The following is a 23,787-nucleotide window of genomic DNA, read 5'->3' as shown; positions in this document are numbered from 1 at the left end:
ATTACGTTGATACTCGGACAGCGGCAAGCCCAAGTTTTTTTGGCTGCTTGCGCAATTTTCACGCTATTGCTACGCGGAGGTTTTTTCCCATACTGGTTTCTTTCTTCCGCCATGAGCGAACTCAACGATCTCTACCAATCGGTCATCCTCGATCACAACAAGCGCCCGCGCAACCGCCGCAAGCTGCCCACCGCCACGCGCGTCGCCACGGGCGACAACCCGACTTGCGGCGACCAGTGCACGGTGTATGTGCGCATGGACGCGGACCATATCGGCGAGATCACTTTCGAGGGTTCCGGCTGCGCGATTTCGCAGGCGTCGGCCTCGCTCATGACCACGCAGCTCAAGGGCAAAACCGCCGCCGACGCGGAGACGACGTTTAACGAGTTCGCCGAAATCGTGAAAACCGGCAACGCCCCCGAGGAGTTTTCCGAGCTGGCCGCGTTTGCGGGAGTGCACGCCTTCCCCGCGCGCATAAAATGCGCCACGCTCGCCTGGCACGCCGCCCTCGAGGCGCTCAAGCAGCCCGACAAAACGCCGGAGTCCCAGCAATAAACCCGCGATTCCGCCGCCTTCCTATTTTCAAAATGACTTCACTCGCACACACACGCGCCGATTTTCCCGCGCTCAACCAAAACGTCGGCGCGCATCCGCTCGTCTATCTCGACAACGCCGCCACCTCGCAAAAACCGCGCGCGGTCATCGACGCGATCTCGCGCTATTACGAGCGCGACAACAGCAACGTCCATCGCGGCCTCCACGCGCTCTCCATGCGCTCGACCGATGGCTATGAGGCCGCCCGCAAACGCACCGCGCAATTCATCAACGCCGCCGATCCCGCCGAGATCATTTTCACGCGCGGCACCACCGAGTCCGTCAATCTCGTCGCGCAAAGCTGGGGCGCGGCAAACCTCCGCGCCGGCGACGTCATCCTCCTCACGGAAATGGAGCACCACTCCAACCTCGTGCCGTGGCAGCAAATCGCGCAACGCACCGGCGCCACGCTCCGCTACGTGCCCGTCGCCGGTGAAAACGCGCAACACGGGCTCGATCTCGACGCGCTCGACAAACTCCTCACGCCAGAGGTGAAGCTGTTCGCATTCACGCACATCTCCAACACCCTCGGCGTCATCAATCCCGTCGCCGAACTCTGCGCGCGCGCAAAAAAAGTCGGCGCGCTCACGCTCGTCGACGCCGCGCAATCAATCGGACACGAACCGCTCGATGTCCGCGCGCTCGATTGCGACTTTCTCGCCTTCTCCGGACACAAAATGTGCGGTCCCACCGGCATCGGCGTTCTCTATGGACGCCGCGCGCTCCTCGACGCGATGCCGCCGTGGCAGGGCGGCGGCGGCATGATCACCAGCGTCGAATATTTCAACACCACCTACAAACCCTCGCCCGAGCGCTACGAGGCCGGCACGCCCGATGTCTCCGGCGCCATCGGCCTGCACGCCGCGATGGATTACCTCGATGCCATCGGCCGCCCGCTCATCGCCGGGCACGACAACAGCCTCGCCGCGCAGGCCCGCGCCGCGCTCGCCGAGCTGCCCGGCATTCGCATTCTCGGCCCCGAACAAAACAGCAAGCGCGGCGGCTTGGTGAGTTTTGCGTTCAATGAAGTGCACGCGCACGACGTCGTCACCTTCGCCGACCAGGACGGCGTCGCCCTGCGCGGCGGCCATCATTGCAACCAACCCCTCATGCGCAAACTCGGCCTGTCCAGCACCACGCGCGCCAGTTTTTATATCTACAACACGCCGGAGGAAATCGACGCCTTGATAAAATCCCTCCACAAAATCCTGAAATTCTTCGGCAGTTAGTATTATTATTTAACCACGGAGAACACGGAGAGACACGGAGACAGACAGAACACGATTTTTTCACCTCCGTGCTTCTCCGTGTTCTCCGTGGTTAATAAAAATTTCGAACAAACCATCCATGTCATCCGCCAATACGAACAATACTGAGACAACCCTCGTCGCGCTCCTTCACGGCCCGGACCAGCCCGGACTCGTCGCAAAAACTTCCGGCTGGATTTACGAAAACGGCGGCAATATTCTCCATGCCGACCAGCATCGCGACATGCAGGCCGAAATCTTTTTCCAGCGCATCGAGTGGACCGCCACCGCCGGCAAGGGACTCTCATCCGATGGCACGCTCTTCAAACGCTTCGCCGAAAACCTCGGCATGAACGTCCGTGTCGCCAACGCCGCGCACCGCACGCGCGTCGCCATTTTTGTGTCGAAGTTCGACCACTGTTTCCACGACCTCATCCTCCGCTGGAAATCGGGCGACTATCACTGCGACATTGTCGCCATTGTATCAAACCACCGCGACCTCGAGGCCGCCGCGCAAAACTACGAACTGCCCTTTCATCACATCCCCGTCACGGCGGAGACGAAACCCGCCGCCGAGGCAGCGCAACTCGCGCTCTGCGAAAAACTCGGCGTCGAGCTCGTGATCATGGCGCGTTACATGCAAGTGCTCTCCGCCGATTTTCTGGGCAAGGCGACGTTTCCCGTCATCAACATCCACCACTCGTTCCTCCCCGCCTTCGCCGGCGGCAAACCGTATCATCAGGCGCACACGCGCGGCGTAAAACTCATCGGCGCGACCGCGCACTACGCCACGCCCGTGCTCGACGACGGCCCGATCATCCAGCAGGACGTGGCTCGCGTCACGCACCGCCACAGCGTGGAGGACCTGATTCGCAAAGGCCGCGACCTGGAAAAAATCGTCCTCGCCCAAGCCGTTCGCTGGCACCTCGACCACCGCGTGCTCATCTACGGAAACAAGACCGTGGTGTTCGATTGATCCGAGTGGAATGCGAGGCACAGCGCAATCAAGGTAGCACGGACATTCCTGTCTGTGCCGAAGGCGGCGTGAATATCCGCGCAGACAGAAATGTCCGTGCCACCTTGGAGGACGCCGCCTACCTCCAGTCGCAGATCATCACCTACATCGGCAACAAGCGCGCGTTGCTGCCGTTCATCGGCGAGGGGCTTGGCATTGTCAAAAGGCGGCTCGGGAAAAACAAACTGCGCTCGCTCGATTTGTTTTCAGGCACCGGAATCGTAGCGCGTTATCTCAAGCAGCACTCCGCGCACATAATCGCCAACGATCTCGAAAACTACAGCCGCATCACAAACGAATGTTATCTCTCGAATGCGTCCGCGGTCGATCCGGGCGCGTTGCAATCGCTCGCCGCCGAACTGCGCCGCGCCGTGGAAAACAATCTCGCGCCCGGTTTCATCACCGAGCTCTACGCGCCCCGCGACGAAGACAGCATCACGCCGCAGGACCGCTGTTTTTATACGCGCCGCAACGCGCAATTCCTCGACACCGCGCGCCAGCAAATCGCCGCGCTACCGGCGGACATGCAAAAATATTTTCTCGCCCCGTTGATCGCCCGCGCCTCCGTGCACGCAAACACCTCGGGCGTGTTCAAGGGATTTTATAAAAACAAAAACCGCGTCGGCGAATTCGGCGGCCATGCCAAAAACGCCCTCTCGCGCATCCTTGGAAAAATCGAAATCGACACGCCCGTGTTTTCGCGTTTCGAGTGCGATTTCAGCGTTATGCAGGGCGATGCGAACACGATCATCGACGACATTGCGGAAGTCGATATCGCCTACCTCGACCCGCCTTACAATCAGCATCCCTACGGTTCGAATTATTTTATGCTGAACCTGCTGGCGGATTATGAACGGCCCGCAAAAATCAGCAAAATCTCCGGGATTCCGACGAATTGGAAACGCTCCGCGTATAATCTGAAAACGGAAGCCGAGAACGCGCTCCTGAACCTTGTCGCGCGCTGCAAGGCGAAGTTTATATTAATATCATATAATTCGGAGGGATTTATTTCGCGCGAAGGTTTTATAAACGCCCTGGAAAAATGCGGAAAGCTCACCGTTCTCGAAACAAAATATAACACCTTCCGCGCCAGCCGAAACCTGGGCAACCGCTCGAAGCACGTCAGGGAGTTTTTGTATTTGCTGGAGAAACAATAGGGATCACGAGCCTGCCGGGCCGGCGTCCGTGCGCGCTTCCCGCTCTGTTTGCAAATATCGCGCCACCAGCGTCAATCCCGGGAGCGTTTCGCCGAGTTTGGCGCGGACGGTGTGGCCGTTGCCGGGGGCGGTTTCGACGGGATGGCCTTCGGTGTTTTCGAGTGCGCCAAGCGTCATGTCGCGGTCGCCGTCGGGCGAGATGATTTCCAAGCGGTCTCCGACGACGAAGCGGTTTTTCACGTCGAGCGTGGAATAGCCTGTCGCCGCATCATAGGCAGTCACCTCGGCGACGAATTCCTGCGTGTCGGTGCGTGATTCGCCGCGTTCGTAGTTTTGCGTTTCGCGCGCCTCGTGGCGTCCGAGAAAACCGTCCGTGTAGCCGCGGTTGGCGAGGCCGTCGAGTTTTGCGAGGAGCGCGGGATCGAAGGGACGGCCCGCGACGGCGTCGTCGATGGCGCGCTTGTATAGTTGTGCGGTGCGGGCGGCGTAGTAGTGCGACTTGGTGCGGCCCTCGATCTTGAGCGAGTCAACGCCGATCTCGACGAGACGGCGCACGTGCTCGATGGCACGGAGGTCGCGCGAGTTCATGATGTAGGCGCCGTTTTCGTCCTCGGAGATTTCCATGTATTCGCCGGCGCGGCGGGCGGTTTCGTCGATGAGCCAGGGTTGTTGCGCGAGCGGATGCGGATGGTAGGCGGGATCGGGGGTGAAGGCGTTTTGTGGGTGCGCCTCCGCGGACGGATCCGGAACAATGCCGTATTTCCAGCGGCAGGAATTGGTGCACGCGCCTTGGTTGGAATCGCGACTGCTGAAATAACCGGACAGCAGACAGCGCCCCGAATGCGCGATGCAGAGCGCGCCGTGGACAAACACCTCCAGCTCCATGTCGGGGCACGCCTGGCGGATTTCGGAGATTTCATCGAGTGAAAGCTCGCGCGAGAGGATGATTCGGCGCAGCCCGAGTTTTTGCCAGAAACGCACGCTCGCGGAGTTCATCGTGCTTGCCTGCACGGAGAGATGCACGGGCATTTCGGGCCAGCGTTCGCGCACAAGCATGATGAGCCCGGGATCGGCCATGATGAGCGCGTCGGGTTTTTGCGTGTTGTCGAGGATGGGCGCCATGTCGTCGATGAAGGTGCGCACTTTGCGGTCGTGCGGGACGAGGTTGACGGCGAGGAAGAATTGTTTGCCGGCGGTGTGCGCGGTCGCGATGCCCTCGGCGAGCGCGGCGGCGTTGCGAAAGGTGTTTTTGCGCACGCGCAGGCTGTAGCGCGGCAGGCCCGCGTAAACGGCGTCGGCTCCGTAGGCGCAGGCGAAGCGCAGGGCTTTCAGCGAACCGGCGGGGCTGAGGAGTTCGGGACGGCGTGGTTTGTTCATGCGCGCCATGAGAAGACGGCGCGGTGTGTGTTGCGAGGTGCAAAATCGCGCCGCGTTAAAAGGATTTCCAAATGCCGCCGCGCCCGCCAATAGTTTCCGGCGTGTCCCAGCCTTCCAACTCATCACGCGCCCGTGACGGTGTCGCAAATCGATCCGCCGGTTTGTCGCGAATCGTCCTCGCGACCGCAATCGCAACGGTCGTGCTGCTTGCTCCCGCGCTGGCGGCATGGATTGCCGGCTGGCAGTGGACGCCCGAAAATAAATCGTGGGTTCCCGCGGCGGTGCTTCTGACGGACACCGCGGGGTTTCCCTTCGCGATCGCGACATGCGGGGCGCTGGCGGCATTGTTTGTCTTGTTGATCAAGCCGTCGTGGCCGCGCGGCGCGCTCATGGTTGTGTTGTTGTGCGCGGCGGCGGTTTGCGGCGGCCAAATCGTCAAGACGGTGTTGAAGAATTCATTTCAGGAACCGCGTCCGTATGTCGAATGGCTTGCGCAAAATCACGGGCTGAAAAGCGAGCAGTTTTACGCGATGATGCGCGGCGGGCGCGCGGAATGGTTGCGGGAAAACATCGCCGCCGACCCGCGAGTGCCTGAAGCGCTGCGCAAACATTGGGAGGCGAAAACGGGGTATTCGTTTCCCTCGGGGCACACGGCCTTTGTCGCAGTATGGGCGTTGCTGGGCGTGACGTTGTTGTGGAGGCGAGGGTGGGGCGGGCGAGTGTGTTGCTGCGCCCTGGTTGCATGGGCGCTGCTTGTGGAAAGCACGCGCCTTGCGCTCGGCATGCACTGGCCCGGCGATGTGGCGGCGGGTGTGTTGCTGAGCTGGGTTGTTGTTGCGGGTCTTGCCGCGGTTTGCCGAAATCGCATGACGCCGCCCGCGGGACGCGCCGGATCTTGAGCCGTCATTGGCGGCGCGCGGATATTTTGCGCCTCGTCACCACGGCATTTGCACCCACGGGCTGTCCTCGTCCTCGAGCAAATAATCGGCGATCTCGGCAATGTCGCTGTTGTCGCAATCGGCGCCGCCCCAGAGCGCGCGGCCGATCACATAACTCTTCGCGTATTCTTTCCACGAGCCGAAGGTTTGTCCCGCAATTTGGTGGGCGGCCTCAATGTAATTCCAAGTTTGCTCGTCGTTGATGTAACGCATCTCGCGGCACAGTCGCGCCAGATACACAAGCCGCCCGCAATCCCATCCGGCGACTCCGTAGCGCTCGATGCTCGCGCTCGCCGTCGAGTCGATCACGCCATCCTCCACGAGCTCATCAAGCGTTTCGTTGAGGTGGGAAATTTGAGCCAGCGTTTTTTCGCGATCCTCCTCGCAGTCGGGAAACGCGGCCGCGACGATGCGTTTTTGCTCCGCGGCGGGTTCGCGATAGGCGCGCATCACGACGGGAAAATAATGGCGAAATCCCTTGTCGCGCAGGTAATCGAGCGTGGACGCCGCATCATCAACGCCCGCGATTCCCCACCATTCGCCGACAACGCGCCGGACTTCTTTTTTGGGAAGGCCGGTGTCGAGGGTGTTCAGCCACGCCTTTTGTTGCTCGCTGTAAATCGCGCCGAGGGAAAGTTTTTTATACTGTTCGGGCGGCAGCGCGACATCGGGATCATCGTTGTAATAAATCATGCAATCCTCGTCGTCGTCCTCCTCGCCGTCATCATGCTCGTCGTCATCCTCTTCATCGTCGGCTTCGCGAATGGGGCTCGGGCGGCCTTGCAGCGCGGGAAGTATTTTGACGAAGAAAAAATAACTCGCCGTGACCGTAATGATGAACGCCGCGATGTATGGTGTGACCGAGTCGGGGATGGTGATGGCAATTTGCAGCAGGGGCATGACTGGCGGAAAATACAAAAGGGATGCGTTTAAAAGCAATGTGAATAAGTTTTTGCGCCGGGACTTGGCAGTCCGTTTCGAGGTTCCCATATATGACGCGCATGTCCACTCGCGACGAACTCCGCCGCCTTCATTTCATCAATTCCCTTTTCGCGCACGTCACGGGGCGCGACCTCTATTTGGCCGAGCAGATCAAGGCCGCCATCGCGTTCAGCCTTGCCGAGCTCGAGCAGCAAACCGCCGAGCATCCCGAGATGGCCGCCAAATACGACGCCGCTTTCACCGCCGCCGCCGCGCAATTGCTGGAGAAGTTTTTCCACGAGCACGAGAAGCACGGCTTTTATCATTGGGACGCCGCCAAGTCGCTCGAGTCGGCCACGCCGCTTTTCGCGCGCAACGAAGTCATGGCCGGCCTGAAACATCTCGCGCCCTACGACGAATCGACACTCCTGATCACCAACATCCGACCCGCCCTCCTGCCGCCCGAGCGCCGCAAGACGCCCAAGCGCGTGCGCGACTACGAGGAGTTGCTCGCCTTCATCCGCGAGCTCGCCGCCGCGCGCACCCCGCGCAACGCGAAGCTGCACCTCTTGTTTTTGTAGGGATTTCTCCCCGGAGGTTTTGGCCGCCGGCGGACGCGCAAAATCGGCGCGCGCAAGGTTCGCTCCCGCACGGGAATCGGCATTTTTCCTTATAAAAAAATCTTTCGTGCTTGTCGCTTGGGAGCTCCGCGCCTTCGTTTTGAATCATGCCCGACACCGACAACAACGATCCGATCGCGCTTTTTAAAAAATGGCAGGACGACGCCGCGCAGACCAAAACCTGCGACCCGACGGCCATGGCGGTTGCCACGACCGACGCGCAGGGTCGCCCGTCCGTGCGCATGGTGCTGCTCAAGGCGCTCGATGAGCGCGGGTTTGTTTTCTACACCAACCTCGACAGTCCGAAGGTCGCCGACTTGCGCGCGCATCCCCGCGCCGCGCTTTGTTTTCACTGGCACGCAATCGACCGGCAGGTGCGCGTCGAGGGGCCGGTCGAGCCGGTGACCGACGCCGAGGCGGACGCGTATTTCGCCACTCGCGCGCGGCTCAGCCAGATCGGCGCGTGGGCCTCGAAACAATCGAGGCCGATGGACGGTTATTGGGAGCTTGAAAAAGCGGTCGCCGCCACGCTGCTGCGTTTTCCAATCGGCTCGGTGCCGCGCCCGGCAAACTGGTCCGGTTTTCGTGTGAAGCCGTTGCGCATCGAGTTTTGGTGGCAAAAACCCTTCCGCCATCACCAGCGCTTTGCCTACGAGCGCCCCTCGACCGACGTATCTTGGGGCAAGGAGCAATGGCTGTATCCATAATCGTGTTTGCGCGCGCCGGCAAACCGTCCATATTTGACCGTCCTTTTCACCGAGATAAACGCATCACAACAACGCACACTTTTTAAGCCATGTCTTCGCAAACACCACATCGCCGCACCCGTGAGGAACTCCAGAAGCTCTACATGGACGCGCTCGAGCAACAAGGCTACCGCCCCGAGCTGGACCAGGACGGCGACGTGCGTTTTCGCCACGAGGGCAACAGCTACTTTATCGAGGTGCGCGAGGATGACCCGATGTTTTTCCGCGTCGTCATGCCTAACTTCTGGGACATCGAATCGCCCAAGGAGCGCGCGCGCATCATCGAGGCGGCCAACATCACCTGCAGCGACATCAAGGTCGCCAAGGTCTTTATCGTGCGCAACGACACCTGGTGCGCCGTCGAGCTGTTTTTGCCCGAACAGGAGCTTTTCGCCCCCATCCTCCAACGCTGCCTCATCGCAATCCGCGCCGCCGTCAACACCTTCACCGAGCACATGCGCAGCCAGCCGAAACCGCCGCCCCTGCCCGGCGCCGACGATGACGACGACGATGATGACTTCAGCTAACCGCCGCGGAAAGGAAACGACGCCATGAAAAATCACACACCGGAATCGCTCACATCGCTTCGCAACACCATCACGGAATACATGTCCGAGGAGGGCTACCGCCCCTCGATCAACGCCGACGGCGAAATCATGTTCCATTTCGAGGGCAAGGTTTGCTATCTCCAAACCGTTGAGAAGGACCGCGAGATGCTGCGCATCGTGATCATTAATTTTCATCCCCTCGAAGACGAGGCCGCGCGCGCCAAGGCCACCACCGCCGCGCAGGAAGCCACCGCCTCGACCAAGGTCGTGAAAATTTTCACCCTCGATGATGACACTTGGTGCGTGGCCGAGCTGCTCATGCCGGAACCCGAGCGCTTCACCGCGGTTCTCGGACGCACGCTCTCCGCAATCCGCGCCGCCCTGCGCACCTTCGAAAAGGCGCTCTCGGGCGAAAACTGACAAAGTCCGAGGGAACCCGGACCGCCTGTTTTCTGTCAGGCAGTTCGAATTTTTACATCGCATGTTTAGTATTACAGAAACCGTGACTCCGAGCCGGACGGGTGAAGACTGCCGGCTGAAATTTGTTTCCGCGCTCCGAATGATGCAGGATTGCTCGGAACTGTGGCTCGATTCCGAGCCCGCATACAGGGATTATTTTCGCGCCAACAACATCGCGCAGCTGCTCGTCTCGAGGCAGGTCGATGTGTTGCGCGTTCCCCGCATCAAGGAAAAGCTGACCATCACAACCGGCGTGTTTGGCTGCGCGGGCGCGTTCGGGCATCGCAATACGATCATATATGATGAATCCGGCGCGCCCTGTTATGCCACATGGTGTGTTGGGGCGTTCGTAAACCTCAACACGGGGCGCATGTCCAAAATACCGGCGGAGGTTGTGAACTCGCTGGTTATCGATGCAAAATACGGCATGGAATACCTCGACCGGAAAATAACCGTTCCCGCCGGGGAGTCTGCAAGCCACGCGCCGGTGGAGGTGCTCAGGGATGACATCGATTACAACCGCCACATGAACAACGCGCAGTATGCGCGCATCGCCGCCGAGTTGCTGCCGCCTTCGTTTGAGATTAAAAGATTCAGGGTTGAATACAAAATCCCCGCCAAGCTCGGCGAAACCCTGCATCCGCAAACCCTGGCGACTGAAAACGGTTGCGTATACACGCAGCTAAAAAACAAATCGGGGCTGAGCCACGCGGTGCTGGAGTTTTGCGACCGGTAAGTTGTCGCAAGAAAATGCCTTTTGGTGGGGCGGTTCGCCCTGCCTCAAATCAGCCGAGAACCTGCTCGAACTTTTCCGCGTCCTCCGGCGTGTCCACGCCGATGCTTGCGTCCTTCGTGAAACCGACCGCGATTTCGTAGCCGTTTTCGAGCACGCGCAGTTGCTCCAGCTTTTCGATCTGCTCCATCCGGCCCGGAGGCAGGGTAGCAAACCGTTCCAGCAATTCCGCCTTGTAGGCGTAGAGGCCGAGATGCCGGTAACACGGGTTCGCAGCCACCCACGCATCATCGACCTGTCCCGCCCGGTCTCGCGCATACGGCATCGGCGAGCGTGAAAAATACAGCGCGCGCCCGTCATTGCGCACCACGACCTTCACTTGGTTCGGATTTGCAAAGTCCGCCGCGCGTGTGAACGGCGTCGCAAGTGTCGCCATGTCCACCGGTCCGGCGATCAACTCCGCCAGTGTGCGAATCTGCGCGCCCGTCACCAGCGGTTCGTCGGCCTGCACATTCACGATGCGCTTGGCGCGCACGGTGGTGTTTGCCTCGGCGATGCGGTCAGTGCCGCTTTGGTGTTCCACGCTTGTCAGAATTGTTTTAAATCCTGATGTCTCAAGAGGTTTTGTGAGTAACGGGTCGTCCACGGCAAAAAAGAGGGGCAGTTCCGGAGCCTCGCTGGCGATTCGTTCCGCGACCCACAATATCAAGGGTTTACGTTTTATTTCATGCAAAAGCTTGCGCGGAAACCGCGTCGATTCGAGTCGGCAGGGGACGATGATTGCGACATCAGGGAACATGGTTGGCACACTTTGGGACATGTTTTTGAGATTGCAAGCTGCGCCATCAATCCAACCATGGGCAACTCTCCGCACATAACACACCTTAATGGAAAATACAGAAACGTCATCATCCGCGACCGCCAGCCCGCTGGTAAAAGAGCTCGTCGTGCAGAACAAAATGGGCATTCACGCCCGTCCTGCCGCCATGATTGTGCGTATCACGAACAAATATAAGGCCGATGTGTTCATGGAAAAGGACGGCGAGCAGGTGAACGGCAAAAGCATCATGGGCCTCATGATGCTTGCCGCGGGCAAAGGCTCGAAGATCAAGTTCACCGCCAGTGGCGCCGACGCCCAGCAAATGCTCGTCGAGCTCGAGCAGCTCTTCGCCCGCAAGTTCGACGAGGCCTAAGCCGCGCCGGCATCGTCGCGGTAATTCTCAAAAAGTCATCGGCGCTGCGCGCCATTTTCATCGCTCGATTCGTTGTGCGGGCTGCCAAGTCTGCCGCCGCCTCGTTTTTGGAATTCGGGATTCGAGGTTTTTTGGAGTTGGGATTTCGTAATTGTCAAACCACTCGCCAAGCCTCGTAGGGGAATTTCCCCCGCCCGCACTTCTCTCTTTCCAACCCCGCCCCCAACCGCTACCGATTTCCTCTTTTCCATTTACCATGTCGACCAACACCACGCTTAAATTCGCAGTCCTTCCCGGAGATTACATCGGACCCGAGGTCATGACCGAGGCTCTTCGTGTGCTCGAACACGCCACGAAACCCGCCGGCCTCGCGCTCTCCTATAAAATCGCCGACGTCGGCGGCGCGGGCATCGACAACCACGGCAAGGCCCTCCCCGAATCCACACTCGAAGTCTGCCGCGAATCCGACGCCATCCTCTTCGGCAGCGTCGGCGGCCCCAAGTGGGAAAAACTCCCGCCCAAGGAGCAACCCGAGCGCGCCGCGCTCCTCCCCCTGCGCAAGGCCTTCAACCTCTTCGCCAACATCCGCCCCGGCCTCCTCTATCCCGAGCTCGCCGACGCCTCCCCGCTCAAGTCCGAGCGCATCCCCAACGGCATCGACATCGTCTGCATCCGCGAACTCACCGGCGGCATTTACTTCGGCCAGCCCAAGCAAACCATCACCCTCGACAACGGCGAACTCCAAGCCTGCGACACGATGGTTTACAAAGTCTCCGAAATCGAGCGCATCGCCGAAACCGCCGCGGCCACCGCAAAATCGCGCGGCAAAAAAGTCTGCTCCGTTGACAAGGCCAACGTCCTCGAAACCTCCGTTCTCTGGCGCAAAACCGTCACCGACTACTTCGCGAAAAACCACCCCGACATCGCCCTCTCGCACATGTATGTGGACAACGCCGCGATGCAGCTCGCCCGCGACCCGAACCAATTCGACGTGCTCTTCACCGAAAACATGTTTGGCGACATCCTCTCCGACGAGATGGCCGTGATCTGCGGCTCGCTCGGCATGCTCTCCTCCGCCTCGCTCGGCACCGGCAAAAACTCCCTCGGCCTCCTCTTCGGCCTCTACGAACCCGCCGGCGGCACCGCGCCCGACATCGCCGGCAAAGGCCTCGCCAACCCCTGCGCCCAAGTCCTCAGCGCCGCGCTCATGCTCCGCCACAGCTTCGGACAGGAGGCGCTCGCCCAAAAAATCGAAGCCGCCGTCCGCAAAACCGTCACGCAAGACGGCATCCGCACCGGCGACATCGCCTTCGGCCGCCCGACAGTCGGCACCAGGCAAATGGCCGACGCGATCATCAAAAACCTCTGAGTTTTTTGTTCACCACGGAGACACGGAGAAGCACGGAGTTCAAATATGAGTCTGGATCGGGATGATTTGGCAGGGCGTGTTATTGGGGCCGCGATCGCCGTCCACAAACACCTCGGGCCGGGCTTGCTGGAATCGGCGTATGAAACGTGCCTCGCCATTGAGCTCCGCCATCTTGGAATCCCGTTTGAACGGCAAAAAATCCTCCCGATCACCTATCGCGACGAAGACATAAACGACGCCTATCGGATCGACTTTGTCATCAACAACGAACTCATCCTCGAGCTAAAAGCCGTCGAGACGCTCATGCCCATCCACACGGCGCAAACGCTCACCTACCTGCGCCTCGCCAACATCAAAACCGCGCTCCTAATCAACTTCAACGTCCCGCTCCTCCGCGACGGCATCAAACGCCTCTCCCTCTAAAAAAACTCACCTCCGATCTCCGTGCCCCTCCGTGTCTCCGTGGTGAACAAAAAAATCTTCCAAAACATGACCGCCTCCGAAATCCGCCAATCCTTCCTCGACTACTTCGCCTCGCAGCAGCACAGCATCGTCGCGTCCTCCTCGCTCATGCCCGACTCGCCCGGCCTGCTCTTCACCAACGCCGGCATGAACCAGTTCGTCCCCATCTTCCTCAACGAACGCAAACCCGACGCCGCGCACCGTCCCAACACCCTCCGCCCCGCGCTCGACACCCGCGCCACCGACACCCAGAAATGCATCCGCGCCGGCGGCAAGCACAACGACCTCGATGACGTCGGCTTCGACACCTACCACCACACCATGTTCGAAATGCTCGGCAACTGGTCGTTCGGCGATTACTTCAAAAAAGAATCCCTCGCCTGGGGCTGGGAACTGCTCACCAAAGTCTGGGGCATCCCCGCCAAGCGCCTCTTCGCCACCGTCTACTCTCCCGACAAATCGAAAAACGACCCCGCCGACTTCGACCAGGAAGCCCACGACATCTGGGCCGGCCTCTTCCGCGCCGCCGGACTCGACCCCGCCGTCCACATCGTCAACGGCAACAAAAAAGACAACTTCTGGATGATGGGCGACACCGGCCCCTGCGGCCCCTGCTCCGAAATCCACTTCAACCTCCTTCCCTCCGACGACGAAGCCGCCGGCCGCGCACTCGTCAATTCCGGCTCCCCCCGCTGCATCGAAATCTGGAACCACGTCTTCATCCAGTTCAACGCCGGGGCCGACGGCAGCTTCTCGCCGCTCCCCGCGCGCCACGTTGACACCGGCATGGGCTTCGAACGCGTCGCCGGCATTTACGCCACCACAAAAGCCTTCACCGATTTCACGCCCGAGCCCTCCAACTACAACGCCGACATCTTCACCTCGCTCTTCGAGGCCATCGCCAAACTCTCCGGCAAGACCTACACCGGCACCGTCCCCGCCACCCGCGAAAACCTCAGCGAACAACAACGCACCGACATCGCCTTCCGCGTCCTCGCCGACCACGCCCGCACCGTCTCATGCGCTATCGCCGACGGAATTTTGCCGAGTAACGAAGGCCGCAACTACGTCATCCGCCGCATCCTCCGCCGAGGCATCCTCTACGGACGCAAAGACCTCGGCCTCTCCACCGGCTTTTTCACCAAACTCGTCCCCGCCGTCGTCGCCTCCCTCGGCACCGTCTTCCCCGAACTGAAAGAGCAACAAACGCTCATCGAAAAAGTAATCCGCAACGAAGAGGAAAACTTCGGCAAAACGCTCGACCGCGGCATCGCACTCTTCAGTCGAGCAGCTAACTTAGCTCATGAAGAATTGGGGAAAAACGGCCAGCAGCAGAAAATTTTGCATACGCCAATAATCCCGGGCGCTGTAGTTTTTGAACTCTATGACACCTATGGTTTTCCTCTGGATATGACGCAACTTCTCGCTGCTGAATACCTTGTCACCGTCGACACCGCCGGCTTCGAAAAAGAAATGGAAGCCCAGCGCGCCCGCGCCCGCGCCGCGCAAAAAAAGGAAATTATCACCGTTACCGAAAACGACAACGACAGCGCCACCGCCGCGCCCACCCCCTTCACCGGTTTCGATTATACGCACACGCAATACAACGCCGAGCCCGAACCGCAAACCGCCAGCCTCGTAGAAATCATCACCGTCTCCGACGGACGCGCCTGCCTCGTCTTCGACCGCACGCCCTTCTACGCCGAAATGGGCGGACAAGTCGGCGACACCGGCACCGTTTCCATCAACGGCAAAACCTACGCCATCGCCAGCACCATCAAGGACAAATCCGGTCGCCACCTCCACGAACTCGCCAACCCCGCCGAAGCCTCCGAGCTCGCCCCCTCGGTCCTTCAATCCTTCAGCCTTTCGCCCGACGTCGTCCGCCGCCGCGCGATCCAGCGCCACCACACCGCCACGCACCTCCTCCACTGGGCGCTCCGCGAAGTGCTCGGCGCGCACGTCCGCCAGGCCGGCTCCTCCGTCAACCCCGGCTACCTCCGCTTCGACTTCGCGCACTTCGAGCAAGTCAAGCCCGACCAGCTCCGCCAAATCGAAACCCTCGTCAACCAGCGCATCATCGAAAACGCCACCGTGAGCGCCACCGAAGTCGCGCACGCCGACATCGCCGCCCGCAAGGACATCAACCAGTTCTTTGGCGATAAATACGGCGACCGCGTCCGCGTCGTCCAAGTCGGCGGCACGCCCGGCAAACTCGACGGCTACTCGATGGAACTGTGCGGCGGCACGCACACCGCGGCCACCGGCGAGCTCGGCCTCTTCAAAATCAGCGTCGAAAGCGCCATCGCCGCCGGCACGCGCCGCATCGAAGCCGTCACCGGCCTTCACGCCTACGCGCTCGCCTCCGACCACGAAACGCTCCTCAAGGAAATCGGCGCCCGCATCCAAGCCGGCCCGCAAGACATCCTCCAGAAATTCGACACCCTCCTCGCGCACAAAACCGAGACGGAAAAGAAACTCAAACTCCACGAACAACGCGCCGCCGCCAGCCTCGCCGCCGACCTCGCCGCAAAAGCCACCGGGCTCGCCGACGGCCTCAAGCAAGTCACCGCCGTTGTCGAGGCCCCGACGCCCGACGCCCTCCGCAGCATCGGCAGCCAAGTGCTGAGCAAACTCGGCGAAGGCGTGGTGAAACTCGGCGCCGCCTTCGGCCCTGAAAAAGTATCCGTGGTTGTCTTCTGCTCCCCCGCCGCGAACAAAGCCGGTCATCAAGCCGGCAAACTCGTCGCCGAACTCTGCGCAAAATTGGACGGCAAAGGCGGCGGCAAACCCGACTTTGCCATGGGCGGCGGCAAAGCCGCTGGCAAGCTCGCCGAAGTGTTAAAGTAGAGCGTCTTCCTGGGAGCGCGGGCATCCTGCCCGCAAGACGGCGCGCCGCGCCGTCCAAAATTCCAAACTTGCGGACAGGATGTCCGCGTTCCCGGGCGCAAGCGTAGTTCGATCAAAATTTGAAATGCGTCCACGCCCTGCCGCCATCCGCATCATTTCTTGGCCGCGGCCTCGGCAAGCGTCTCCCACGAGGCGCGCACCTCGTCGCTCAATGGCTGTGTCGCCAGCCATTCGCGCGCAGCCTCGCGTTCGGACTCATTGCTCATCATGCTCGAAAATATCTTGAAGCGCAGCGCATCCTGTTTGCCGAAATCCGTGACCAGCGCAGTCCTTGCCCTCGCCGTGCGACCAAGCCCCGTGTCAAACGCATCCCGGTAGGAGTGCTGCAAAAGCATTCAATTTAAAATACGGATTTTTATGATTTCGAAAATATCACGCCACGTGGACAACTGTTGTCTACTCTGATTCGATAAAGTGTGCGCTTGATGTCGGAAAAGATATTGAGGTGACGATAAACGTCTTTCAATGTGCGCTAAGGCACATTCCACTGAGATACGGAGCACTAAAACAATGAATACAAAAAAATACGTTAAGGATATAATCAATGCGTTTCAAAATGTCATTTGCGTAAGAGTAAAAAAACACGGGAATCGTGCATGGACGCAAACCGTGAAGGAGGTCATTGGCGAACTCGGGGAAAAATACAAATATCGAGTTTACTGTTCCGGCCTTAATAGAAGATACGGCAGAGAATGGCTGTATGACTTGGTTTGGTGTAAACAAGGAAAGTGGGAGGCACTTCAATCAGTCCCAATGGTTCTTGAATCTGAGTGGGCGCGGACCACTCGCGCAATTATGTATGATTTTGAAAAACTACTTGTGTCCAATTCACCGGTGAAAGTGATGGTGTTTCAAAGCAAAGAGAATTCATACAACGATTTATTTAAACACATCAAATCCGCCATAAAAACCTACAAACAAGGCTCAGACTGCACTTATATATTGGCGTGCTACCTTTATGTAAATGAAACAAACATGTTTAAAATAGCGCGCGTGGATGTGAAACAGGGCGTTGTAAGCGAGCTTGCCTATGTGTGAGGCCCGGCACTCGCGCCAACCCTACTCCCGCAGCATCAGCAATTCATTCACATCCGGGTCGATCTCGATCGCGATATCCTTGAACTCGTCGAATAATCCCGCGTTGTGCATTTGCAGGGCGATCGGGCCGGTTTTGCCGGCGGCGGGGTCGGAGAAGCGCAGCACCTCCCGCGGTTTTTCCATCGCGGGATGCGCCACCGCCATGCGCGCCGTGCCTTTCGTCGCGTCCGCGAGTATTTCCACGCGAAACCACACGCTATTGTCGTAGCGCGTTTTGTTCAGTTTCGTGAACGCCGCGCCCCCGTTGTTGTTTTTGCCCGGACGATAATCCCAATGGCTTCCGTTTGGCGGTTGAAGCTGAATCCCGCCGAGCGCGCCGAGTGGTTTTTCACCTTCCCTCGGACGCGTGCAAAAAATCAGCACGCACGGCTGGTGCCCCTGCCCGGGCCTTGCGCGCGCCTGCCGCATTGTGAATGTGAGCCGAAAGCGCGCATAGTCCTTTTCCGTGCAGAGCACGCCGCGCCCCGCGCCGGTGCTTGCGAGCACGCCGTCCTTCACGATCCAGCCCCTCGACGGACTTTGCGCGAGATCGCCGGCAAACGCATCCTCGATTAGCAATTTGTTCAGACGCGCGAGCGACGCCGCATCTTTTAATTTTGCGCCCGCCGCCAGTAAATCGCGCGTCTCCTGTTTCAGCGCGACACCGCGAAAACGCAACTCGTTGTGGATGCCCGCGCCCGAGATGATGCGGTTCAAATCCTTCGCAAGCGCGTTTCGATAACGCTTCATCCGCGGGCTTTCGGGCTGCGGGCAATCCGCCAGGCTCGCTCGCACGGAATCGCTCAACCGCCCGTTCAAGAACGTCGCGACGGCGTCGGATTTTGTCGCGAGTTTTTGCGCAAACGATCCGGGGTTGAGAATGTCGCCTCCGGAAAATGATGCGTAGTTGTCACGAATATCGATCCACCCATCAAGCGTCTTGCCGTCAAAGAGCGGCACGGTTTTTGACTCGGGTGATTTTGCGACCGCCGCGGACATCACGCCAATGATGGCGGTGCCAATGATAAATCGCTGGATAAAATGTGTGAAACGAGAATTGCGTTTTTGCATGATGAGCAGGGGCTGGAGGCGGAGACAAAAAACTGCCCCGATTGGGCACCACCCGCCGGGCCGAGACAAGCAGGCCTCGTCTTTTAAATTAGTCCTTTAGGCCCAGCCCAACCGCCCGTCGGCTGCCAAAAGATTGCGTGAAATTTTCCACTTCACCGCGTCGTGCGAATCCCTAGTTTTGCGGCCCTATGAATTTTGCCGTCATCGGCGCCGGTGCCTGGGGCACTGCGTTTGCCATCCATCTCAGCCGACTCGGACATCCGGCCACTCTGGTGCCGCGTCGTTTTGAACAAGCGCTCGCGCTCGCATCCGGGCACGAGAACACCGAGCATCTGCCGGGCGTCGAAATCCCGTCCAGTGTGCAGATCGGCCACGAGCTCACCCCCGTGCTCATGGAAGCCGAGGTTGTGCTCCTCGCCTGTCCCGCCCAAGCGCTTCGCGAAACATGTGGGCGCATCCAGAAAAACCGTGCGCACGCCACGCAACTCCGCTTCGTCATCAGCCTCGCCAAGGGCGTTGAAACCGGCACTCATCTGCGCCCCTCCGAAATCATCAACGCCACAATCCCCGGCGTTCGCGCCGGCATCCTCTCCGGCCCCACCAACGCCGGGGAGGTCGCCCTCGGCAAACTTGCCGCCATGGTGCTCGCCACCGCGCGCGCCTGCAGTGACACCGCTGAAATCCAGGCCGCCATCAGCGGCCCCAACCTGCGCGTTTACACGAGCGACGACATCGTCGGTGTCGAACTCGGCGGCGCGCTCAAAAATGTCTATGCCATCGCCGCCGGCGTGTGCGACGGGCTCCGCCGCGGCGACAACGTCAAGGCCGCGCTCCTCACCCGCGCCCTCGCCGAAATGATCCGCGTCGGCCAGGCCCTCGGCGCGCGCCCCGAAACCTTCTACGGCCTGAGCGGATTCGGCGATCTCATCGCCACCAGTTACGGCTCATGGAGTCGCAACCGCACCTTCGGGCAGCACCTCGCCGAGGGGCGCACGGCTGGGGAAATTATTTCGACGAGCCACAGCGTCATCGAAGGTTACAGAACCGCGCAATCACTCGCCGGCCTCTGCGCCGAACGCGGCATCGACACTCCCGTGCTCAATGAAATTCACGCCGTGCTTTTTAAGCAAAAACCGCTCGATCAAACCATCACCGATCTCATGGGCCGCAATCTCAAGGCCGAATGAAAAACTAGTTTCCCCCGCTTTAATTCGCGTGCATTTGCCCGCATTTGCGGCTTCTAATTTTCACCCTCTTACCATGACACTCCGAAACGCCCTCCTCATCCCCGTTGTCAGTGCTGTTTTGGCCATTCCGGCCTTCGCCCAAAAAGCCGACGGCAAAACCGAGCAACTCGTGCGCGAAAACTTCGACGTCGCCGCGCAACAATACACAAAACTCCTCCAGTCGATGGCCGATGTCGCCGAGAAAAACCGCCAGCCCCGCAGGTTCGAAAACGGCAAGCTCGTAACGATCCGCCCGCGCGACTGGACCAGCGGCTTTTTCCCCGGCTCGCTCTGGCTCCTTCACGAATACACCGGCGACGCAAAATGGCGCGACGCCGCCCGCGAATACACCGCGCGCCTCGAAAGCATCAAGGACTACAAGGGCACGCACGATCTCGGGTTCATGATCGGTTGCAGTTACGGAAACGGTCTCCGGCTCACCAGCGACGCCTCCTACCGCGACATCATGCTCAAAGGCGCCGAGTCGCTCGCCAGTCGCTTCAATCCCTGTGCCGGTGTCATCCGTTCGTGGGATCACGGCTACTGGACGTTCCCCGTCATCATCGACAACATGATGAATCTCGAATTTCTTTTCTGGGCCTCGCGCGAGTCCGGCAATCCACGCTACCGCGAAATCGCAATCAGCCACGCGCAGACCACGCTCGCCAACCATTTCCGCGAGGACGGCAGCAGCTATCACGTCGTCGATTACGATCCGGGCACCGGCAAGGTTTTGTTCCGCCACACCAAGCAAGGTTACGCCCACTGGTCGCCATGGGCGCGCGGCCAGGCGTGGGGACTCTACGGGTTCACCATGATGTATCGCGAAACGCGCAATCCCGCCTACCTCGAGCAAGCGCAACGAATCGCCTTGTTCATCCTCCATCACAACAGGCTCCCGAAGGACAAAATTCCCTACTGGGATTTCGACGCGCCCGACATTCCGAACGCGCCGCGCGACGCGTCCGCCGCCGCGATCATCGCCTCCGCGCTCATCGAGTTGAGCGACTACACGACCGACGCCAAGTTCTCCAAGTGGTATCTCGACACCGCGCGCAAGCAGCTCCTCTCGCTTTCCTCTCCCGCCTATCGCGCCAAGGTCGGTGAAAACGGCGGCTTCATCCTGATGCACTCGGTCGGCCATCTTCCCGGCAATAGCGAAATCGACGTGCCGCTCAACTACGCCGACTACTATTTCCTCGAGGCGCTCCTTCGCTACCGCGCCAAGATGTCCGGCAAGCCCGCCGTTCCCGCGCCCGCAAATTAAGTCCGCGTCAGAAATGATCCGGGCGGCACGGGCAGTTCGCTCGTGCCGCGCTCTTTGGCGCGCCTTTGCGCGCATCGCCAAAAAAACTTCCCGAAAAAACATCCCCTTTTGAAATCCGCGCGCATCTTGCGCGTCATGAAGCCCCAATGAACACCACCGCCCGCCTGCGTCGCGCCACCCTTGCCGTGGCCGCCATTTTATTCCCGCTCGCCGCGCTCGCGAACTCGGTCCCACCGCCAGCGATCTTTTGCTGCGATCCCGCCGTGCTCTCCAACGCCCGCGCTCGCGCAAACGACCCCGCGTTTCGCCCCGCCTACGACCGCGTGCTTCGCGAGGCGGACAAGGCGCTCGCCCTCAAGCCCCTGTCGGTGATCGACAAAAAGCTCACCGCCGATTCGGGTGACAAACACGACTACCTTTCGCTCGCCCCCTATTGGTGGCCCGATCCGGCCAAGCCCGACGGCCTGCCCTACATTCGCCGCGACGGCCAGGTCAACCCCGAGAGCAAGCGGGATAACGACGCGCTCAAGTTCGTCCGGATTTGCAACGCCGTCAAAACGCTCGGCCTCGCCTATTACCTCACCGGCAGGGAAACCTACGCCGAAAAAGCCGCGATGCTCACCCGCGTCTGGTTTCTCGACGAAGCCACGCGCATGAACCCCAACCTCAATCACGCGCAAGGCATTCGCGGACGCAACAGCGGGCGCGGCGCCGGCGTGCTCGAGGGCCGTCACATCACCGCGCTCACCGACGGCCTCGCGCTCATCGCCGCCTCGTCCGCATGGCCCGCCGAAAAACAAACCGCCATGCGCGCCTGGCTCGAGTCGTATCACACCTGGCTCACCACCAGCAAAATCGGTCTCGCCGAGGCCGCCGCCAACAACAACCACGGCACATGGTATGCCGTGCAAGCCGCGCACCTTGAGCTTGCCCTCGGCAAAACCGCCGTCGCGCGCCGCCGCGTCGAGAAGCAACTTCCGCATTACATCGCCACGCAGATCGAGCCCGACGGACGCCAGCCGCACGAACTCGCGCGCACCAATTCCCTGCACTATTCGATTTTTAACCTGGAGCCCCTTTTTGAACTCGCGCAGCTCGGCGAACGCGCCGGCTATACCGGCGGCTGGACTCACACAACAAAAGATGGACGCAGCCTGCGCGCCGCCCTCGCCTATGTGGCGCCTTACCTCGACCCCGCCAAACCCTGGCCCAAGAAAGACATCACGCCCGGAAAAACCGCCCGCATCCTGCCGCTTCTTCGCGCCTATCTCGCCCGTCAGGACGACGCGCAATTCAAGGCGCTCTACGAAACTTATTCCGTTTCCACGCCCGACCTCGCCAAGGAGCGCTGGCATCTTCTTCTGCCGCCCCTCCCGAGGTAGGGACTGTTTTGAGCGCTTGAAAAACGAATCCCCTGTTTTTTCGCCCTTTGACAACGGAACACGCGCCGCTTTTATCCGTCAGATATTTTTCCAATCTTCAATGAAACGCCTCCTCCTCCTTTGCCTCCTGCCGTTATTTGCGCTCCTGCCTTTCGCGGGTTGCTCCAGCAAACCCAAGCCGAGTCCCCTTATCGCAACCGAGGTCGAGCAAAACTTCAAGGACCGCTGGATCGCCAAGCGCGCCGCCGACCTTGTGGCGCTCAAGCAGGCCGCCGACGCGGACGAGGCGAAACGCATCGCAACCGAGGAGTTCGGCAAGCGCTTCGCCGCGACAACCGTGGCCCAGCCGTCCGAGGACGGCGCGGCCGGCCAGGCGCGCTGATTTGATCGCAGCGAACGCGCAACCCCCGCGTGCAAAAAACTCCGGATGCCGCCGGGGCAAGCCGAGCGCACGCGCCTGAACCCCCGCTCATGAACCCAACGCAAAATGTCCGTCACTGGCGCGCCATCGGCATGCTTGTTCTTGCGACGGCGTTTTGGGGACTGAGCTTTCCGACCGTGAAGGCGCTCGCGCTCGTGCACGCCGCGATTCAGCCCGGCAGCGGCAACTGGTTCACCGCATCCGCGACCGTCGGCCCGCGCTTTGTTATCGGCACGGTTGTGTTGTTGATAATCCATCTGCTTTTTCTGCGCGGCAGCGCGCGCCGGCGCACCACTCCGGCCGAGTGGAGGCAGGGCCTGCTCCTCGGCCTCTTCGCCGCCGGCGGCATGATCTTGCAAAACGACGGGCTGCAATTCACCGCGGCCTCCACCTCCGCGTTTCTCACGCAGCTCACCGCCATCCTTATTCCGCTCTACGTGGCGTTTCGCATGCGCAAGAATCCCGGCTGGCGCGTGTGGTTTTGCTGCGCGCTCGTGATCACCGGCGTGGCAATCCTCGGGCAGTTTGACTGGCGCGAACTCCGCCTCGGGCGCGGCGAATTTGAAACCCTGCTCGGCGCGTTTTTCTTTGCCGGGCAAATCCTCACGCTCGACCGGCCCGAATTCGCGGGCAATCGCGTCATGCGCATCACACTCGTGATGTTTGCCACCGAGGCCGTGATTTATTCCATCATGGCATTCGCAACCGCCCCGAATCTCTCCGCGCTCGCCGCGCCGTGGGCCTCGCCCGCCTTCATCATGCTCACGCTGCTTCTCGTTGTGTTCTGCACGTTTGGCGCGTTCTTTTTGATGAACGCCTGGCAGCCCAAAATCACCGCGACGGAGGCGGGCCTCGTGTATTGTTTCGAGCCGATCTTCGGCACGCTCCTCGCCCTGTTTCTGCCCGGCCTGTTCTCCGCCGCGTTCGGAATAAACTATGCCAACGAAACCTTCACCTGGACGCTTCTGACCGGCGGCGCGTTTATCACCGCTGCGAATATTCTGCTGCAACTGAAACCGCCGGTAAAATCCTGACAGGTTTCGTCCCCGCAAAA

Annotated in this window: 25 protein-coding genes; 20 read left to right on the top strand and 5 right to left on the bottom strand. The window is 60.3% G+C overall.

Features of this window, described 5'->3' with window-relative positions; genetic code table 11:
• The first annotated feature begins 111 nt into the window (after window positions 1-111).
• From sufU to CKA38_RS03870, 4 genes are all read left to right on the top strand, one after another.
• Window positions 112-555: a Fe-S cluster assembly sulfur transfer protein SufU gene (gene sufU, locus CKA38_RS03885; RefSeq protein WP_108824315.1), complete on the top strand. Its 444-nt coding sequence runs from the start codon at window positions 112-114 to the stop codon at window positions 553-555.
• 32 nt (window positions 556-587) lie between these two features.
• Window positions 588-1,823 carry a cysteine desulfurase gene (locus CKA38_RS03880; RefSeq protein WP_108824314.1) on the top strand — a complete coding sequence of 412 codons (1,236 nt, stop codon included), beginning with the start codon at window positions 588-590 and terminating at the stop codon, window positions 1,821-1,823.
• A 118-nt stretch (window positions 1,824-1,941) separates the two neighbouring features.
• Window positions 1,942-2,817: a formyltetrahydrofolate deformylase gene (gene purU / locus CKA38_RS03875; RefSeq protein ID WP_108824313.1), complete on the top strand. Its 876-nt coding sequence runs from the start codon at window positions 1,942-1,944 to the stop codon at window positions 2,815-2,817.
• 68 nt (window positions 2,818-2,885) lie between these two features.
• Window positions 2,886-4,013: a DNA adenine methylase gene (locus CKA38_RS03870; protein WP_202863955.1), complete on the top strand. Its 1,128-nt coding sequence runs from the start codon at window positions 2,886-2,888 to the stop codon at window positions 4,011-4,013.
• A 3-nt stretch (window positions 4,014-4,016) separates the two neighbouring features.
• On the opposite strand, the gene trhP is transcribed toward CKA38_RS03870, so the two are convergent.
• Entirely contained in the window at window positions 4,017-5,390 is a 1,374-nt protein-coding gene (gene trhP / locus CKA38_RS03865; RefSeq protein WP_108826398.1) for a prephenate-dependent tRNA uridine(34) hydroxylase TrhP, read from the bottom strand.
• A 101-nt stretch (window positions 5,391-5,491) separates the two neighbouring features.
• On the opposite strand from trhP, the gene CKA38_RS03860 reads away from it, so the two are divergent.
• Window positions 5,492-6,289: a phosphatase PAP2 family protein gene (locus tag CKA38_RS03860; RefSeq protein ID WP_161554711.1), complete on the top strand. Its 798-nt coding sequence runs from the start codon at window positions 5,492-5,494 to the stop codon at window positions 6,287-6,289.
• A 36-nt stretch (window positions 6,290-6,325) separates the two neighbouring features.
• Here the strand turns inward: CKA38_RS03860 and CKA38_RS03855 are convergent, their stop codons facing one another.
• Window positions 6,326-7,228, bottom strand: coding sequence for a DUF1266 domain-containing protein (locus tag CKA38_RS03855; RefSeq protein ID WP_161554710.1), 903 nt, complete (start codon window positions 7,226-7,228; stop codon window positions 6,326-6,328).
• A 101-nt stretch (window positions 7,229-7,329) separates the two neighbouring features.
• On the opposite strand from CKA38_RS03855, the gene CKA38_RS03850 reads away from it, so the two are divergent.
• The 5 genes from CKA38_RS03850 (at window position 7,330) to CKA38_RS03835 (ending at window position 10,358) form a co-directional block, all read left to right on the top strand.
• A complete protein-coding gene (locus CKA38_RS03850) occupies window positions 7,330-7,830 on the top strand; it encodes a hypothetical protein (protein WP_108826397.1) in 501 nt (166 codons plus the stop codon).
• A 146-nt stretch (window positions 7,831-7,976) separates the two neighbouring features.
• Window positions 7,977-8,576, top strand: coding sequence for a pyridoxamine 5'-phosphate oxidase (gene pdxH, locus CKA38_RS03845; RefSeq protein WP_108824309.1), 600 nt, complete (start codon window positions 7,977-7,979; stop codon window positions 8,574-8,576).
• An 89-nt stretch (window positions 8,577-8,665) separates the two neighbouring features.
• The gene (locus CKA38_RS03840) at window positions 8,666-9,142 is read left to right on the top strand and encodes a T3SS (YopN, CesT) and YbjN peptide-binding chaperone 1 (protein ID WP_108824308.1); all 477 of its coding nucleotides are present in this window, start codon (window positions 8,666-8,668) and stop codon (window positions 9,140-9,142) included.
• A gap of 24 nt (window positions 9,143-9,166) precedes the next feature.
• Complete coding sequence (locus CKA38_RS15640) at window positions 9,167-9,583, top strand: hypothetical protein (RefSeq protein ID WP_161554709.1); 417 nt, start codon at window positions 9,167-9,169, stop codon at window positions 9,581-9,583.
• A 61-nt stretch (window positions 9,584-9,644) separates the two neighbouring features.
• Window positions 9,645-10,358 carry an acyl-[acyl-carrier-protein] thioesterase gene (locus tag CKA38_RS03835; protein ID WP_161554708.1) on the top strand — a complete coding sequence of 238 codons (714 nt, stop codon included), beginning with the start codon at window positions 9,645-9,647 and terminating at the stop codon, window positions 10,356-10,358.
• A gap of 49 nt (window positions 10,359-10,407) precedes the next feature.
• Here the strand turns inward: CKA38_RS03835 and kdsB are convergent, their stop codons facing one another.
• Window positions 10,408-11,154 (bottom strand): 3-deoxy-manno-octulosonate cytidylyltransferase, encoded by a 747-nt coding sequence (gene kdsB / locus CKA38_RS03830; RefSeq protein ID WP_108824306.1) that lies wholly within the window; start codon window positions 11,152-11,154, stop codon window positions 10,408-10,410.
• A gap of 88 nt (window positions 11,155-11,242) precedes the next feature.
• On the opposite strand from kdsB, the gene CKA38_RS03825 reads away from it, so the two are divergent.
• From CKA38_RS03825 to alaS, 4 genes are all read left to right on the top strand, one after another.
• On the top strand, window positions 11,243-11,548 hold the full coding sequence (locus tag CKA38_RS03825) for an HPr family phosphocarrier protein (RefSeq protein ID WP_108824305.1): 306 nt from the start codon (window positions 11,243-11,245) through the stop codon (window positions 11,546-11,548).
• A 256-nt stretch (window positions 11,549-11,804) separates the two neighbouring features.
• Window positions 11,805-12,917 (top strand): 3-isopropylmalate dehydrogenase, encoded by a 1,113-nt coding sequence (leuB, locus tag CKA38_RS03820; protein ID WP_108824304.1) that lies wholly within the window; start codon window positions 11,805-11,807, stop codon window positions 12,915-12,917.
• 45 nt (window positions 12,918-12,962) lie between these two features.
• Complete coding sequence (locus CKA38_RS03815) at window positions 12,963-13,340, top strand: GxxExxY protein (RefSeq protein ID WP_236919144.1); 378 nt, start codon at window positions 12,963-12,965, stop codon at window positions 13,338-13,340.
• A gap of 66 nt (window positions 13,341-13,406) precedes the next feature.
• Window positions 13,407-16,229: an alanine--tRNA ligase gene (alaS, locus tag CKA38_RS03810; protein WP_108826395.1), complete on the top strand. Its 2,823-nt coding sequence runs from the start codon at window positions 13,407-13,409 to the stop codon at window positions 16,227-16,229.
• Window positions 16,230-16,381: 152 nt separating this feature from the next.
• On the opposite strand, the gene CKA38_RS03805 is transcribed toward alaS, so the two are convergent.
• Window positions 16,382-16,624 (bottom strand): hypothetical protein, encoded by a 243-nt coding sequence (locus CKA38_RS03805; RefSeq protein ID WP_108824303.1) that lies wholly within the window; start codon window positions 16,622-16,624, stop codon window positions 16,382-16,384.
• A gap of 175 nt (window positions 16,625-16,799) precedes the next feature.
• Here CKA38_RS03805 and CKA38_RS15270 point away from each other — a divergent pair, with 175 nt between their 5' ends.
• A complete protein-coding gene (locus CKA38_RS15270) occupies window positions 16,800-17,327 on the top strand; it encodes a hypothetical protein (RefSeq protein ID WP_152032661.1) in 528 nt (175 codons plus the stop codon).
• Between the two features lie 21 nt (window positions 17,328-17,348).
• On the opposite strand, the gene CKA38_RS03795 is transcribed toward CKA38_RS15270, so the two are convergent.
• Window positions 17,349-18,437, bottom strand: coding sequence for a 3-keto-alpha-glucoside-1,2-lyase-like domain-containing protein (locus CKA38_RS03795; protein ID WP_108824301.1), 1,089 nt, complete (start codon window positions 18,435-18,437; stop codon window positions 17,349-17,351).
• 188 nt (window positions 18,438-18,625) lie between these two features.
• Between CKA38_RS03795 and CKA38_RS03790 the strand changes: the two genes are divergently transcribed.
• From CKA38_RS03790 to CKA38_RS03770, 5 genes are all read left to right on the top strand, one after another.
• Window positions 18,626-19,624 carry an NAD(P)H-dependent glycerol-3-phosphate dehydrogenase gene (locus CKA38_RS03790; RefSeq protein WP_108824300.1) on the top strand — a complete coding sequence of 333 codons (999 nt, stop codon included), beginning with the start codon at window positions 18,626-18,628 and terminating at the stop codon, window positions 19,622-19,624.
• Window positions 19,625-19,697: 73 nt separating this feature from the next.
• Window positions 19,698-20,930 (top strand): glycoside hydrolase family 88 protein, encoded by a 1,233-nt coding sequence (locus CKA38_RS03785; RefSeq protein WP_108824299.1) that lies wholly within the window; start codon window positions 19,698-19,700, stop codon window positions 20,928-20,930.
• A 146-nt stretch (window positions 20,931-21,076) separates the two neighbouring features.
• Window positions 21,077-22,312, top strand: coding sequence for an alginate lyase family protein (locus CKA38_RS03780; RefSeq protein WP_108824298.1), 1,236 nt, complete (start codon window positions 21,077-21,079; stop codon window positions 22,310-22,312).
• 100 nt (window positions 22,313-22,412) lie between these two features.
• On the top strand, window positions 22,413-22,694 hold the full coding sequence (locus CKA38_RS03775) for a hypothetical protein (protein WP_108824297.1): 282 nt from the start codon (window positions 22,413-22,415) through the stop codon (window positions 22,692-22,694).
• Between the two features lie 89 nt (window positions 22,695-22,783).
• Window positions 22,784-23,767 carry a DMT family transporter gene (locus CKA38_RS03770; protein WP_152032660.1) on the top strand — a complete coding sequence of 328 codons (984 nt, stop codon included), beginning with the start codon at window positions 22,784-22,786 and terminating at the stop codon, window positions 23,765-23,767.
• Window positions 23,768-23,787: the final 20 nt, after the last annotated feature.

Origin of the sequence: Ereboglobus luteus (genome assembly GCF_003096195.1) — a bacterium.
In the GTDB taxonomy this organism is placed as follows: domain Bacteria; phylum Verrucomicrobiota; class Verrucomicrobiia; order Opitutales; family Opitutaceae; genus Ereboglobus; species Ereboglobus luteus.
Note: the sequence above shows the minus strand (reverse complement) of the source record. Positions and strands in the feature narration are given on the sequence as shown.